We start from the raw sequence: 13,923 nt of genomic DNA on the forward strand, positions 1-13,923 counted from the left end.
AGCAAGCGGGCGGTTTCTTTTCCCTCTCCCTCCATACTTAACAGAGTGGTCACAGGTAAGGAGAGGGATTATGCACTGGCAAACCCACACGGTGTTCAATCAGCCCGTCGCACTCAATAACAGCAATCTTTTTCTTTCCGATACGGCGCTGCGCGAGGCGGTGCTGCGCGAAGGCGCGGCCTGGGACGCGGAGCTGCTCGCAAGCATCGGCCAGCAGCTCGGCACGGCGGAATCGCTGGAGCTGGGACGACTGGCGAATGCCCATCCGCCAGAGCTGTTGCGCTATGACGCGCGAGGCGAACGTCTCGACGACGTGCGCTTTCATCCGGCGTGGCACCTGCTGATGCAGGGGCTGTGCGCTAACCGGGTTCACAATCTGCCGTGGCTTGAGACGGCGCGCGATGGCGCGCTGGTCGCTCGCGCCGCGCGTTTCGTTCTGCACGCGCAGGTGGAAGCAGGCACGTTATGCCCGATTACCATGACATTCGCCGCCACGCCGCTGTTACAGGCCCATCTGCCGCCGCTGTTCGCCGACTGGCGGACGCCGCTGGCAAGCGATCGCTATGATTCCCATTTGCTGCCCGGCGCCCAAAAGCGCGGGCTGCTTATCGGCATGGGCATGACGGAAAAACAGGGCGGGTCGGATGTGCTCAGTAACACTACCCGTGCGGAACCCGTGGCGGGACGCGGCGCCGGTGAGGCGTACCGGCTGGTGGGCCATAAATGGTTTTTCTCGGTGCCGCAAAGCGACGCGCATCTGGTGCTCGCACAAACCAAAGGCGGCCTTTCGTGTTTCTTCGTACCGCGCTTTCTGCCGGACGGACAGCGCAACGCGGTGCGGCTGGAGCGTCTGAAAGATAAACTCGGCAACCGCTCGAACGCCAGCAGCGAGGCGGAATTTCTCGACGCGCTCGGCTGGCTGCTGGGTGAAGAGGGCGAAGGCGTGCGCCAGATCCTCCGTATGGGCGGCATGACGCGTTTTGACTGCGCGCTTGGCAGCCACGGGCTGATGCGCCGCGCGCTGGCAGTAGCGATCTACCACACGCATCAGCGTCAGGCGTTCGGCAAGAATCTTATCGATCAGCCGCTGATGCGCCAGGTGCTCGGGCGCATGGCGCTGGAGCTGGAAGGGCACACCGCGCTGCTGTTTCGTCTGGCCCGCGCGTGGGAGCAGCGCGAATCGCCGCACGAGGTGGCGTTCGCACGCCTCTTCACGCCCGCCGCGAAATATGGCGTCTGCAAGCGCGGCATTCCGTTTGTGGCGGAGGCGATGGAGGCGCTCGGCGGCATCGGGTATTGCGAAGAGAGCGAACTGCCGCGCCTTTACCGTGAAATGCCGGTTAACAGTATCTGGGAAGGCTCCGGCAACATCATGTGCCTTGATGTATTGCGCGTGCTGACGCGCCAGCCAGGCGTGCTGGAGATGCTGAGCAATGAGTTTGAGGCGGTAAAAGGACAGGACCGGCATTTCGACCGCGCCTGGCGACAGCTGGCGGGGCAATTGCGCAGGCCCGATGAAGCGGCCGGGCGCGCCATTACCACGCAGCTCTTTTTACTGGCGACCGGCGCCCAGGTGCTGCGTTCGCTGACGCCGCCGCTGGCGCAGGCCTGGTGCCGGATGATGCTGGATACCCGTGGCGACACCCCGCTGGCGGAGCCGGTGCTGGCGCAGGCGCTGCTGCGCGCCACGGGTGGGGCGGGCTGATTACGCCTTCAGGCGGAACAGACTCACCAGTTCGTTCAGGTGGTTGCCTTTCTCACGCAACACCTGCGCGGTCTGCTCGCTGCGCGTCACGCGCTCGGCGTTGATATGGGTGGCTTCGCCAATCTGATGCATGGCGATATTCACCTGACCAATACCGGCAGACTGCTCGTGCGAGGCGTGGTTTATCTCCGTCACCAGTTGATTGATCTGACCGATACGGCTGATGATGGCTTCCATCGCCTTGCGCGTCTGCTCAGAGAGCGCGTGACCCTCGCTGACTTTAGCGAGCGTGTCGCTGATGAGCTGTTCTATCTCTTTCACGGCGTTGGCGCTGCGTGCCGCCAGCGCTCGCACTTCCTGCGCTACGACCGCAAAGCCTTTACCGTGCTCGCCAGCGCGCGCCGCTTCCACGGCGGCGTTCAGCGCCAGGATGTTGGTCTGGAAGGCGATAGACTCAATCACATGGGTGATATCCGCGATGCGCTGTGAAGCGCTGCGAATGTCGTTCATGGTCGTGACCGCGTTGCTGACGGTTTCGCCGCCGTGCTGAACGGCGTCGGACGCCTCTTTCACCAGGCTTTGCGTCTGCTCCATGTTGGCGGCGTTTTGCGACACGGTGGCCGCCAGTTGTTCCATGCTCGCGGAGGTTTCCTCCACGCTGCTCGCCTGCTTGTTGATCTGCTCGCTGATCTCGCCGCTGTCGGACGCCAGCGCGCGGGTGCCGTGGCTGATATCGCCTGCGGCGTCGCGCACCTGATTCACAATCTGCTGTAAGCCGTTGCCGATGCCGTTAATGGCGTCGATAAGCTGGCCCACTTCATCCTGGCGACGCGTATCGATAGTCTCTCGCAGATCGCCTGCGGCGTACTGACGCGCAAGCGTAATGACGTTGCGCAGCGGCGTAGTGAGCCAGCGGCGTACGGTCCAGACAAAGGCAGCGGCAAACAGCAGCGAGACGATAACGCCCGCCGCAAGGAACTGATTGCGCATGCTGGTCACGCCGCTGAGCAGCGTCGCTTTATCCACTTCCCCGACAATCGCCCAGTTCCAGCCCGGCAGTTGCGTAAAGCTCAGAAGGGCGGTGCGACCGTCCTCTTTTTCCATCTCCAGCGTGCCCTGCTGCTCGGTCAGTACCGGTTTTAAGATGGCGTCCGGCCATGTCGGGCGTTTGCCTTCGTCGCTCGGGTGGAAAAGGAACTGGCCGTAGGTTTTGCCCGGCGCGCGATTAATCACGTAAAAGCGACCGCTTTCGCCCAGGCGGCGGTTCAGGATTTTATTGCGCATCACCTGCCAGGAGTGGGTGATATCCACCCCGACAAACAGAATAGCGATAACCTGGCCGCTGGTATCTTTCACCGGCTCATACTGCGTGATGTAGCGTTTGCCGAACAGCAGCGCCAGGCCGCGGTAGGTTTCGCCTTTCATCACGGGCGCGAACGCCGGGCTTGCGGTATCGAGCTGCGTGCCGATAGCGCGGCTGCCGTCCTCTTTACGCAGCGATGTCGCCACGCGCACGAAGTTATCGCCGCTTCGGACAAACAGCGTGGCGATGGCCCCGGTGCGGGTCAGAAAGTCGTCGGGCAGCGCGTTGTTTTCATGCAGGGAGGTGTCAGCGCCCTTGAGCATGGGCACGCTGATGCCGTTGATGCTCTGCATCTGGCTTTCATCACGGCTGATGGGTTGTGGAATAAAGCTGTTGAAGAGTTTCGTGAAGCTTGCCACCTCTTCATTGAGGCTGCTGTCGAACATCTGCGCCATATCCACCACGCTTGTGGTCTGGTTATGCAGATCTTCAAGCGCCAGCGCTTCCAGTTGCTCGCTGGCTTTGTGACTTAATGCGAAGGTGAACAATAAAAAAAGGGCCGCTACCGCGACGCCCGTAAGGAATGAGAGCTTCGCGCCCAGTCCCCAGCGTTGAATTGAAAGTGTCATAAATAAGCTCTTGTGCACGAGTATTTGGCACCTTCAACGGCAGCTGAGCAGTAATATTTAACAGGTAAATGTAACTGTTTGTTTCAATCTATTTTGATTTAGATCATGGCAAAGCTAAATAAAAACTGAAATTTAGCTAAAGAACGTTCAACTATAGATAATTGCCTGTACATGCCAGTTATCGGGCCGCTGATTTTCATGCATCTGAATAATTCGATAATAGGCAGCGCCCTGTTCGTCCGCTTTATAGGCGATGACTTTTTCAATTTCTTGCGGCGTGCCGGAAATATCATTCACCGAAATCACGCCAATTTCATTTAAGCCCGTGACCCTGTCGGCATTGACCTCTTCAGCAGACTGCGCAGAAGTGGTAATCAGACCCGCAGATAACAACAGCGACGTTAATGCCAGCGATCGTTTCATTGTCAGCTCCCTTACACCTCTTCGATAAATGCAGCGCTCCGGTTCCCGGCGCAGTCCGAAAGTTATTGTGCAGCAGGTACGATCAATGCACGCAAAGCAGTGTAAATTTCGCTAAATAAAACGACGGCTTACGCTTACTTTCGGTACAAAATCGCCTGGGCGTGCCAGCGGCCAGGCAGCAGAGTGTCATCATTGGCGATGACCTGGTAGTAATCCGCGCCTGCGGCGCCTGCCTGTGCGGCGATATCGCGCAGCGCGTCATCCGGCGAACCATACTGCAGCGTCGTGACGGTGCCCATTTTGACGAGCCCCTGCGTCTGGTAGCGCTGGATCTCTTGCGGGTGATCCGCCACCGGCGGCGCAGGCTGCGGCGTGCCCTGCAGGGCGCTACAGGCGGTCAATGTCGCCACCATCAATAAAGAAATGAGCCGTCGCATATGCATTCTCGTTACCTCAGGCATTAATTGTAGTAAGTGTAAGGGAATAAGGGCCCGCCCTGTGCCGGTTCTGCCGACTAAGGCGCGCTTTTGAGCATGAAAAATCGCAAAAGCGTAATCTGGCTCTCAACATGATAAAAATCCATGCGTTGCGCTGGTTTTAGCATCATGGCCTGTCGGCCAAAAAGACGTTTTGCAGGAGATAAGTATGATTGAAATTTCGACCCGCCGTTTTGCGGATAATGAGGTACTGCACGCGACGCCTGCGGGGATAGGTAACAAGGCGTTGCCGACGGTGCTGTTTTATCACGGCTTTGCCTCGTCCAAAACGGTCTACAGCTATTTCGCCGTCGCGCTGGCGCAGGCCGGGTTCCGGGTGATCATGCCGGATGCGCCCGGTCACGGCGCGCGCTTTAGCGGCGATGCGCAAAGGCGGATGACGCAGTTCTGGCAAATCCTTCACGAAACGCTGACGGAATACCCGGCGCTGCGTGACGCGATTATCAATGAAGGGCTGGTGGCTGACGGCAGGCTTGCGGTCGGCGGGGCGTCGATGGGCGGGATGACCGCGCTTGGCATCATGACGCATCATCCGCAAGTAAAATGCGTCGCAAGCCTGATGGGCTCCGGCTGGTTTACCTCGCTCTCCCATACGCTTTTTCCGCCGGATGCCGCTGAGGCTGAAACGGTGAGGGCCGCGCTGGCGCCCTGGGACGCGCAAAGCCAGCTGCCGCGTCTGGCGGACCGCCCGTTGCTGCTGTGGCATGGCGAAGATGATGACGTTGTGCCGGCGGCGCAAAGCCTGCGTTTAGCCGACGCGCTGCGTGAACAGGCGCTCGATAAAAACCTGACCTGCCAGTGGCAACCGGGTGTGAAGCACCGGATTACGCCCGAAGCGCTGGACGCGACGGTCACGTTTTTCCTTCGCCATCTTTAAAGACCGCGCAAACCGGGATTGCGGCTTTTTTTACCAGCGGCCTTGTGTTTGTCATGGTCCGCCATTAGAATGACGCGTCAATTTTTCAGCCGCCCTTTAATCACGTTCCTTGCCTCCCCGGGCCGCGGCTGACCCAGACAGGAGGCTGAATAATCCGTAAGGAGCAATTCGATGCGTCATTACGAAATCGTTTTTATGGTCCATCCTGACCAGAGCGAACAGGTTCCGGGTATGATCGAGCGCTACTCTGCTGCCATCACTGGTGCAGAAGGCAAGATCCACCGTCTGGAAGACTGGGGCCGCCGTCAGCTGGCTTACCCGATCAACAAACTGCACAAAGCCCACTACGTTCTGATGAACGTTGAAGCGCCGCAGGAAGTTATCGATGAGCTGGAAACTACCTTCCGCTTCAACGATGCCGTTATCCGCAGCATGGTTATGCGCACCAAACACGCCGTAACTGAAGCCTCTCCGATGGTTAAAGCGAAAGACGAGCGCCGTGAGCGTCGCGATGATTTCGCTAACGAAACCGCTGATGATGCTGAAGCTGGGGATTCTGAAGAGTAATTCTGATGGCCAACCGTCTGGTGTTGTCCGGCACCGTGTGCAGGGCACCCCTTCGAAAGGTCAGCCCATCAGGAATTCCTCATTGCCAGTTCGTGCTTGAGCATCGTTCTGTGCAGGAGGAGGCCGGTTTCCACCGGCAGGCGTGGTGCCAGATGCCTGTAATAATCAGCGGGCACGAGAACCAGGCCATTACTCACAGTATAACGGTCGGCACGCAAATCACCGTTCAGGGGTTCATCAGTTGCCACAAGGCAAAGAACGGACTGAGCAAAATGGTGTTGCATGCCGAGCAGATTGAATTGATAGATTCTGGAGACTAGCCAAATGGCACGTTATTTCCGTCGTCGCAAGTTCTGCCGTTTCACCGCGGAAGGCGTTCAAGAGATCGACTATAAAGATATCGCTACGCTGAAAAACTACATCACCGAAAGCGGTAAGATTGTCCCGAGCCGTATCACCGGTACCCGTGCAAAATATCAGCGTCAGTTGGCTCGCGCTATCAAACGCGCTCGCTACCTGTCCCTGCTGCCGTACACTGATCGTCATCAGTAATCGGTCACGGTCCATTAATACGACTTTGAGAGGATAAGGTAATGCAAGTTATTCTGCTTGATAAAGTAGCAAACCTGGGCAGCCTGGGCGACCAGGTAAACGTTAAAGCGGGCTACGCTCGTAACTTCCTGGTTCCGCAGGGCAAAGCTGTGCCGGCTACCAAGAAAAACGTTGAGTTCTTCGAAGCACGTCGTGCTGAACTGGAAGCCAAACTGGCTGACGTTCTGTCCGCTGCTGAAGCTCGCGCAGAGAAAATCAATGCGCTGGGCTCTGTTACCATCGCGTCCAAAGCGGGCGACGAAGGTAAACTGTTCGGTTCCATCGGTACTCGCGACATCGCTGACGCTGTAACTGCAGCGGGCGTTGACGTGGCTAAGAGCGAAGTTCGTCTGCCGAACGGCGTTCTGCGTACCACTGGCGAACACGAAGTGGACTTCCAGGTTCACAGCGAAGTATTCGCTAAACTGACTGTAAACGTGGTTGCTGAGTAAGTTTTTACTCAACTGCACGTAAAGACGCCGGCCTTGTGCCGGCGTTTTGCTTTTCTGACACGCTGAAAATCTCAGCGCACGCGCAGGAAACTGCCGTCCGGCTGGCGGGTAAACAGCACCTGCTGATTATCGCCGGTATCAATAGTCAGCGCCGTCACCACGCCGCTGGCGTTCTGCCGCACCTGCACCATCTGTCCCTGCTGAAGATTACTGAGCGGCTTGCCGTCGCCTTCCACTTTGGCCATCGCGTACACATCTTCCGGCGGTAGACTGTGATCGCGGAACAGCTGCGCCAGCGTTTTGCCGGATTCCACGCGATAGGTGCGCCACTGTTGTTTAATATCGTTATTCTGGAACGGTTGCACCGGCGCGCTGGAAGCCGGTTGCTGGACGCTTTCCTCCGGCGTCCGGGATGGCGCGATTACCTGCGGCTGTACCGGCGCTTCCGGGGTCTCCGGCGCGCGGCTGAAGTCCAGCTGCGCGTCACGTCGCTGCGGGGTTTCCGGCTCGTCGGGAGAAGGCCATAAAAAGCACAGCGCGATGACGGCCGCGCAAAGAATAATGCCGCGTCGGTGCGCGGGGGCAGCGGGTCCATCAGCCGGAGGTGGTCCGGGGCGTGCCATACCTGCGCCAGCAACGGTTTAATTCGTCCGGGCATGTCTTCTCCTCATTCACTGAAACGCTTCGCCGTGCCAGTGTACCATTATAGCGTTCTAACTGTTTGATGCCGGTAGAAAAGCGCGCATTCGTGAGCGCGCTGGCATCCCTGACCTTACCACCTTGCCGGAGGATTATTTTACCCGACGTGGCGCTGCTGTTATGCTGCCCGCTAATTTTCCCATTGAGAAAGGATAACCCCATGACAACCCCTTCTTTTGACACCATTGAAGCGCAGGCAAGCTACGGCATTGGCTTACAGGTCGGACAGCAACTGCGCGAGTCGGGCTTACAGGGTCTGCTGCCGGAGGCGCTGGTGGCGGGGCTGCGTGACGCGCTGGAAGGCAACCAGCCAGCCGTTCCTGTTGACGTGGTGCATCGCGCGCTGCGTGAAATCCACGAACGCGCCGACGCCGTGCGTCGCGAACGCCAGCAGGAGATGGCGGTAGAAGGCCAGAAATATCTGGACGAAAACCGCGAGCGCGAAGGGGTGAACAGCACCGAATCCGGCCTGCAATTCCGCGTTCTGACGCAGGGCGACGGCCCGATCCCTTCCCGTAAGGATCGCGTGCGCGTGCACTACACCGGCAAGCTTATCGACGGCACCGTGTTTGACAGCTCCGTCGCGCGCGGCGAACCGGCGGAATTCCCGGTCACCGGCGTTATCGCGGGCTGGATTGAAGCACTGACCCTGATGCCGGTCGGCTCCAAATGGGAACTGACGATTCCGCACAACCTGGCCTACGGCGAGCGCGGCGCGGGCGCGTCCATTCCGCCGTTCAGCACCCTGGTATTTGAAGTCGAACTGCTGGAAATCCTGTAAGGGTTTCATATCCCCGCTGCGGCGGGGATTTGTTTTTCCGTAAGTGAAATAACGCGATTTTATTTTGATAATAGGCGGATTGCGGGTATTTTTGTGATGCATTTCGCGAAGTGAAAGTGATTTGCCACCCATTTTAAACATAAAATTAACATTATATTTAAATCTTAGTATTCAACCCTCCGATTCTTACCTAATATCGATGATGTTTTGCCAGTGACATCGTCATTTCGACACGTAAATAGAGGCCAGCAGAGCCTCAACAACACAGACAGGTACAGGAAAAGAACATGTCAGATCAGATCAAAGTGGCTGACGCTGCTGAGGCGCCGGCTGAGCAGTCGCTGCGGCGTAATCTTACGAATCGTCATATACAGTTGATTGCTATCGGCGGCGCTATCGGCACCGGGTTATTTATGGGGTCCGGCAAAACCATCAGCCTCGCCGGCCCGTCGATTATTTTCGTCTATATGATCATCGGCTTTATGCTGTTTTTCGTCATGCGGGCGATGGGCGAGCTTCTGCTCTCGAATCTCGAATATAAATCTTTCAGCGATTTCGCCGCCGATTTACTCGGCCCCTGGGCGGGGTATTTCACCGGCTGGACCTACTGGTTCTGCTGGGTCGTCACCGGCATGGCGGATGTCGTGGCCATTACCGCCTATGCGCAGTTCTGGTTCCCCGGCCTGTCGGACTGGGTCGCGTCGCTGGCGGTGGTCGTGCTGCTGCTCTCTCTTAACCTCGCCACCGTGAAGATGTTCGGCGAGATGGAGTTCTGGTTCGCGATGATCAAAATCGTCGCCATCGTCGGGCTTATCGTGGTCGGGCTGGTAATGGTGCTGATGCACTTTAAATCGCCGACCGGCGTTGAAGCGTCCTTTGCACATCTGTGGAATGAAGGCGGCTGGTTCCCGAAAGGGCTGAGCGGTTTCTTCGCAGGCTTCCAGATTGCGGTCTTCGCGTTTGTGGGTATTGAGCTGGTGGGCACCACCGCCGCCGAAACCAAAGACCCGGAAAAATCGCTGCCGCGCGCGATCAACTCGATTCCGATTCGCATCATCATGTTCTACGTCTTCGCGCTGATTATCATCATGTCCGTGACGCCGTGGAGCTCCGTCGTGCCGACCAAGAGCCCGTTCGTCGAGCTGTTTGTGCTGGTGGGGCTACCTGCGGCGGCGAGCCTGATTAACTTCGTGGTCCTGACCTCGGCAGCGTCTTCCGCCAACAGCGGCGTCTTCTCCACCAGCCGTATGCTCTACGGTCTGGCGCAAGACGGCGTGGCGCCGAAAGCGTTCGCCAAACTCTCTAAACGCGCCGTACCGGCGAAAGGGCTGACCTTCTCCTGCATCTGCCTGCTGGGCGGTGTGGTGATGCTCTATATCAACCCGAACGTTATTACCGCGTTTACGATGATCACCACCGTGTCGGCGATCCTGTTTATGTTCGTCTGGACCATCATCCTGTGCTCTTACCTGGTATACCGTAAGCAGCGCCCGCAGCTGCATGAGAAATCGATCTACAAAATGCCGCTCGGTAAGGTGATGTGCTGGGTCTGCATGGCGTTCTTCGTGTTTGTTATCGCCCTGCTGACGCTGGAAGATGACACCCGTCAGGCGCTGATGGTAACGCCGCTGTGGTTTGTGGTGCTGGGCGTGTGCTGGTTGTTTATCGGCAAGAAACGCCTGGCGAACTTCCGCCGCTAAGCCATAAAAAAGGGCCCACGTATCGGGCCCAAAAGGTCAAGTTACCGGGGCGCTCGACAGGGCGCCTTTTATTTTTCGCCTGCGAGGGCACGCGGGAAAAGGGTGTTGTTCTCAAGGCTGATGTGATTCATCAGATCGTCAATCAGCGCATTAATACCGTTATACAGCGCGCGCCACGTTGTGCAGGCTTCCGGCGGCGGCGTCACATTATTCGTGGTGTGCTTAATCACTTCCAGCAGTTCTCCCGCCTCATCGTGCTCGTTCTCCATCACGCTAATCGGCCCCGTCGCCTGACTGCCCATGCCCTGTTTAATCATCGGGAACAGTACGCGCTCTTCTTTCATCATGTGGCTCGTCAGTTCTTCATGCAGCATGCTCAGATACTTCGCGAGCCCTTTCGGCACGCCCGGTTTATCGGCGTGGACGCGCTCTACTTTGGTGGCCTGCAAAATCAGCTCCGGCAGCTGTTCACGATGGCGGTCGTGGTAGCGCACGATGATATGATCGATGATTTCAGCAAGCGGCGCGGCTTGCCAGTCCTTCTCCAGCGGCGTCTCGGCTAATGCCGCCAGCTCGCTTTCAATCGCCTCCAGATCGAGCGCCTGGCGCGTCGCCGCGCGCAGCAGCGTCTGTTTGCCGCCACAGCAGAAATCCAGGTTGTATTTACGGAACAGCGCGGAGGCGCGCGGGATGGTTAACGCCAGTTCGCCAAGGGGTTGGTCACGGAAGGCCATAGCAGTACCTCACTCATCATTTAATAAGATGTATATTAAATGCATCTTTATAGCGAGGCTATAACCCTTTAGAGGAGGGGGATTAAAATGTGAGGTGTGTCACAAAAATATTTTTATGGCTAACTGGCTGATCGCTATCAGGAAATAACTGGAAACCCCGCCGCTTGCCGCTTCGCTGATTAAATAACCTGAATGACCTGCCGATAGATACACCCTGGATTACACCTGCAAAAAGGTCTTTCATGTTTAAACGTATAAAAGTCATAACCCTTTTAATTACTGTACTGATCGTGCTGGGCGCGATGCAGCTTATCGCCGCGGGCGTTTTCATTAGCGCGCTCAACAACGACAAAGACAACTTTAACGTGTCGCAAATCTCCAGCCAGAACGTGGCGGAATTTACCGACGCCTGGATAAGCCTCAACCAGACGCGCGTCACGCTTAACCGCGGCATGCTGCGCCTGCAAGGCAACATGGCGAGCCAGATCAACGGCGGGCAGCTCAATGAGCTGGTCACGACAGCCAGCCAACAGCTGGCGGACGCGAAGAGCCACTACGATAAGTACTTTAAACTGCCGGAAACGCCGGGCATGGACGAGCGTCTGGTTGATCGTCTGGAAGAGCAGTACCGCATCTACTCCTCGACGCTTGCGAAAATGAACAAGTTTCTGGCCGAAGGCAATCTGGAAGGGATGTTCAAGCAGAACGCCGAGCAGAAGCAAAACGCCATGCAGGAAGTCTATCGCGAATGGCGCGCTGACCAGGCGAAGCTCTCAAGCCAGGGCGTGAAGGACAACGAAAGCGACTACCAGCGCATTCTGTGGATCCTGTCAACGATCATGGTGATGGTGCTGGCCGTGATTATCATCAGCTGGGTGGCGATGCGCCGCGTACTGCTGCTGCCGTTGCATGAGGTTATCAGCCACATCCGCGCGATTGCCGCAGGCGACCTGACGCAGCCTATTGATGCGCAAGGCCACAACGAAATGGCGCTGCTGGCGCGCAACGTTCACGAGATGCAGCAGTCGCTGGCTCGTACGGTCAGCACCGTGCGCGACAGCACCGATACCATCTTTACCGGCGCGAGCGAAATCTCCGCGGGCAGCAACGATCTCTCCTCGCGTACCGAACAGCAGGCCGCGTCGCTGGAAGAAACCGCCGCCAGCATGGAAGAACTGACCGCGACAGTGAAACAGAACGCCGATAACGCCCGTCAGGCGACGCAACTGGCGCGTACCGCGTCGGAAACCGCGCTGAAAGGCGGTGAAGTGGTGGACGGCGTGGTCCGCACCATGGATGAAATCGCCGCCAGCTCTAACCAGATTGCCCAGATAACTAACGTTATCGACGGCATCGCGTTCCAGACCAATATCCTCGCGCTCAACGCCGCGGTGGAAGCGGCGCGCGCGGGCGAGCAGGGCCGTGGTTTTGCGGTCGTCGCGGGTGAAGTCCGTACGCTGGCAAGCCGCAGCGCCCAGGCGGCGAAAGAGATCAAAGCGCTTATCGAAAACTCCGGCAACCGCGTCGATGCAGGCTCACAGCTGGTGCGCGAAGCGGGTGAAACCATGAAAGAAGTGGTCGGCGCGGTGACGCGCGTGACTGACATCATGGGTGAAATCGCCTCGGCGTCCGATGAGCAGAGCCGCGGTATCGATCAGGTGGGCCTTGCGGTCTCCGAGATGGATAAAGTGACGCAGCAGAACGCCGCGCTGGTGGAAGAGTCCGCCGCCGCTGCCGCTGCCCTTGAAGATCAGGCAGGCAAGCTGAACGAAGCGGTCGCGGTATTCAAACTCAACCGCGCCCACAGCCGCACGGCGAGCGTTGCCCCGCAGGCGCCATCCTTCAGCGCGCCAGCTCCGGCGGCGAGCCTGAAAGCCGCGCCGGCAGGCGGCAGCGAGAACTGGGAAACCTTCTGAGCCTTAAGGCCCGTCACTGACGGGCCTTTTTTTATGGCGCCTCTTGCGTCACGCGCGCTGCGACCGGCACGATTTTCACCCGTACCGCCATCACCACGCCCGCCGCCAGCAGCGCGATGCCGATCAGGGTCAGCAGCGGCGGCATACTCTGGCGCAGCAAAAAGGTATAGAGCAGCCCGGCCAGCGTTTCAAAGACAATAAGCGGCCCGAGAATCACCGTCGGCAGGCGCTGACTCGCGATATTCCAGCACAGCGCGCCAATCCATGAGCAGCAGAGCGCAATGGCGATCATCAGGGCGATAAACACGCCAGGACGTGGGCCGAAGGGCAGCGCAAAACCGCTGTTATCGGCCGAAAGCCACACACACGCCGCAACATAACCCACCAGCGATACCGGGAGCGTCACCAGCCCCTGCGCCGTCGCCCACATCATCGGGTGCTTGTCGGGGTTTTCCCGCAGCCAGCGCGCGTTACGCAGCGCATACCACGCCCAGCACATGACCGACACGCTCGCCAGCGCGATGCCGCTCGCGTAACGGCCCGGCGTGAAGCCTGGCAGACCGTGGCGTAGCTCGGCGAAATTAACGCAAACCAGCCCGCAGAAAATTGCCGCCAGCGCCGGGCACAACCGCCGCCATGGCAGCCTGCCGTCGCGACGGCTATAGAGCAGATTGGCGAAGACCGGAATGACCACCGGCAACGTGCCGATGATCATCGTGGAAACGGGCGCGCCGGTGCGCTGAATGGCGCTCGCGAGACAGACGTAATAGATAAGATTGCCCATCATGGTCAGCGTCAGCGCGGTCAGCCAGTCGCGCCCGGTAAGTTGTTTTAACCGCCCGCGCCCGGCCCACGCCAGCGGCAGCGCCAGCAGACCCAGCGCCAGATAGCGCCCCATCGACTGCAATACCGCCGGGTATTCCGGCACCAGCAAGGGGCCGACGAAAATCAGCCCCCACATTAGCCCCGCCAGCAGGGCATATAACACGCCAGTTAACATCATTATCACTCACGTCGCTGTTCAGCGCATGAGTGTAGCGGCGGGCGAA

General features: G+C 58.4%; 14 protein-coding genes and 1 pseudogene. 9 read left to right on the top strand and 6 right to left on the bottom strand.

What is annotated here, in order from left to right; translation table 11 throughout:
- The first annotated feature begins 70 nt into the window (after window positions 1–70).
- On the top strand, window positions 71–1,705 hold the full coding sequence (locus tag AB8W27_RS02605; protein WP_041923960.1) for an isovaleryl-CoA dehydrogenase: 1,635 nt from the start codon (window positions 71–73) through the stop codon (window positions 1,703–1,705).
- On the opposite strand, the gene AB8W27_RS02610 is transcribed toward AB8W27_RS02605, so the two are convergent.
- The 3 genes from AB8W27_RS02610 to bsmA form a co-directional block, all read right to left on the bottom strand.
- A complete protein-coding gene (locus AB8W27_RS02610) occupies window positions 1,706–3,637 on the bottom strand; it encodes a methyl-accepting chemotaxis protein (RefSeq protein WP_041923959.1) in 1,932 nt (643 codons plus the stop codon).
- A 147-nt stretch (window positions 3,638–3,784) separates the two neighbouring features.
- Window positions 3,785–4,060: a DUF1471 domain-containing protein gene (locus AB8W27_RS02615; protein ID WP_007702069.1), complete on the bottom strand. Its 276-nt coding sequence runs from the start codon at window positions 4,058–4,060 to the stop codon at window positions 3,785–3,787.
- Between the two features lie 134 nt (window positions 4,061–4,194).
- Complete coding sequence (gene bsmA / locus AB8W27_RS02620; protein ID WP_015742586.1) at window positions 4,195–4,503, bottom strand: biofilm peroxide resistance protein BsmA; 309 nt, start codon at window positions 4,501–4,503, stop codon at window positions 4,195–4,197.
- Window positions 4,504–4,705: 202 nt separating this feature from the next.
- On the opposite strand from bsmA, the gene yjfP reads away from it, so the two are divergent.
- The 5 genes from yjfP (at window position 4,706) to rplI (ending at window position 7,044) form a co-directional block, all read left to right on the top strand.
- Entirely contained in the window at window positions 4,706–5,434 is a 729-nt protein-coding gene (gene yjfP / locus AB8W27_RS02625; protein ID WP_015742585.1) for an esterase, read from the top strand.
- Window positions 5,435–5,605: 171 nt separating this feature from the next.
- Complete coding sequence (gene rpsF, locus AB8W27_RS02630; protein WP_001216673.1) at window positions 5,606–6,001, top strand: 30S ribosomal protein S6; 396 nt, start codon at window positions 5,606–5,608, stop codon at window positions 5,999–6,001.
- A gap of 5 nt (window positions 6,002–6,006) precedes the next feature.
- Window positions 6,007–6,321, top strand: coding sequence for a primosomal replication protein N (gene priB, locus AB8W27_RS02635; protein WP_015742584.1), 315 nt, complete (start codon window positions 6,007–6,009; stop codon window positions 6,319–6,321).
- Window positions 6,322–6,325: 4 nt separating this feature from the next.
- Window positions 6,326–6,553 (top strand): 30S ribosomal protein S18, encoded by a 228-nt coding sequence (rpsR, locus tag AB8W27_RS02640; RefSeq protein WP_000135199.1) that lies wholly within the window; start codon window positions 6,326–6,328, stop codon window positions 6,551–6,553.
- 41 nt (window positions 6,554–6,594) lie between these two features.
- Window positions 6,595–7,044, top strand: coding sequence for a 50S ribosomal protein L9 (gene rplI, locus AB8W27_RS02645; RefSeq protein ID WP_007764384.1), 450 nt, complete (start codon window positions 6,595–6,597; stop codon window positions 7,042–7,044).
- A 71-nt stretch (window positions 7,045–7,115) separates the two neighbouring features.
- Here rplI and AB8W27_RS02650 read toward each other — a convergent pair.
- Window positions 7,116–7,702: pseudogene (locus tag AB8W27_RS02650) on the bottom strand (OapA family protein).
- Between the two features lie 201 nt (window positions 7,703–7,903).
- On the opposite strand from AB8W27_RS02650, the gene fklB reads away from it, so the two are divergent.
- Window positions 7,904–8,524: an FKBP-type peptidyl-prolyl cis-trans isomerase gene (gene fklB, locus AB8W27_RS02655; RefSeq protein ID WP_015742582.1), complete on the top strand. Its 621-nt coding sequence runs from the start codon at window positions 7,904–7,906 to the stop codon at window positions 8,522–8,524.
- Window positions 8,525–8,811: 287 nt separating this feature from the next.
- Window positions 8,812–10,224, top strand: coding sequence for a D-serine/D-alanine/glycine transporter (cycA, locus tag AB8W27_RS02660; RefSeq protein WP_007764376.1), 1,413 nt, complete (start codon window positions 8,812–8,814; stop codon window positions 10,222–10,224).
- Between the two features lie 68 nt (window positions 10,225–10,292).
- On the opposite strand, the gene ytfE is transcribed toward cycA, so the two are convergent.
- Complete coding sequence (gene ytfE, locus AB8W27_RS02665; RefSeq protein ID WP_015742581.1) at window positions 10,293–10,958, bottom strand: iron-sulfur cluster repair protein YtfE; 666 nt, start codon at window positions 10,956–10,958, stop codon at window positions 10,293–10,295.
- Window positions 10,959–11,200: 242 nt separating this feature from the next.
- Between ytfE and AB8W27_RS02670 the strand changes: the two genes are divergently transcribed.
- Window positions 11,201–12,874, top strand: coding sequence for a methyl-accepting chemotaxis protein (locus AB8W27_RS02670; RefSeq protein WP_015742579.1), 1,674 nt, complete (start codon window positions 11,201–11,203; stop codon window positions 12,872–12,874).
- A gap of 31 nt (window positions 12,875–12,905) precedes the next feature.
- Here the strand turns inward: AB8W27_RS02670 and AB8W27_RS02675 are convergent, their stop codons facing one another.
- On the bottom strand, window positions 12,906–13,874 hold the full coding sequence (locus AB8W27_RS02675) for a DMT family transporter (protein WP_041924213.1): 969 nt from the start codon (window positions 13,872–13,874) through the stop codon (window positions 12,906–12,908).
- Window positions 13,875–13,923 lie beyond the last annotated feature (49 nt).

Source organism: Cronobacter turicensis (genome assembly GCF_041222865.1).
GTDB classification, from domain to species: Bacteria; Pseudomonadota; Gammaproteobacteria; order Enterobacterales; family Enterobacteriaceae; genus Cronobacter; species Cronobacter turicensis.

Coding starts and splice junctions, on each gene's coding strand:
- bsmA (WP_015742586.1), bottom strand. CDS start 4,503: ATGCATATGCGACGGCTCATTTCTTTATTGATGGTGGCGACATTGACC.
- AB8W27_RS02610 (WP_041923959.1), bottom strand. CDS start 3,637: ATGACACTTTCAATTCAACGCTGGGGACTGGGCGCGAAGCTCTCATTC.
- priB (WP_015742584.1), top strand. CDS start 6,007: ATGGCCAACCGTCTGGTGTTGTCCGGCACCGTGTGCAGGGCACCCCTT.
- yjfP (WP_015742585.1), top strand. CDS start 4,706: ATGATTGAAATTTCGACCCGCCGTTTTGCGGATAATGAGGTACTGCAC.
- AB8W27_RS02675 (WP_041924213.1), bottom strand. CDS start 13,874: ATGTTAACTGGCGTGTTATATGCCCTGCTGGCGGGGCTAATGTGGGGG.
- AB8W27_RS02615 (WP_007702069.1), bottom strand. CDS start 4,060: ATGAAACGATCGCTGGCATTAACGTCGCTGTTGTTATCTGCGGGTCTG.
- cycA (WP_007764376.1), top strand. CDS start 8,812: ATGTCAGATCAGATCAAAGTGGCTGACGCTGCTGAGGCGCCGGCTGAG.
- AB8W27_RS02670 (WP_015742579.1), top strand. CDS start 11,201: ATGTTTAAACGTATAAAAGTCATAACCCTTTTAATTACTGTACTGATC.
- rpsR (WP_000135199.1), top strand. CDS start 6,326: ATGGCACGTTATTTCCGTCGTCGCAAGTTCTGCCGTTTCACCGCGGAA.
- rpsF (WP_001216673.1), top strand. CDS start 5,606: ATGCGTCATTACGAAATCGTTTTTATGGTCCATCCTGACCAGAGCGAA.
- fklB (WP_015742582.1), top strand. CDS start 7,904: ATGACAACCCCTTCTTTTGACACCATTGAAGCGCAGGCAAGCTACGGC.
- ytfE (WP_015742581.1), bottom strand. CDS start 10,958: ATGGCCTTCCGTGACCAACCCCTTGGCGAACTGGCGTTAACCATCCCG.
- AB8W27_RS02605 (WP_041923960.1), top strand. CDS start 71: ATGCACTGGCAAACCCACACGGTGTTCAATCAGCCCGTCGCACTCAAT.
- rplI (WP_007764384.1), top strand. CDS start 6,595: ATGCAAGTTATTCTGCTTGATAAAGTAGCAAACCTGGGCAGCCTGGGC.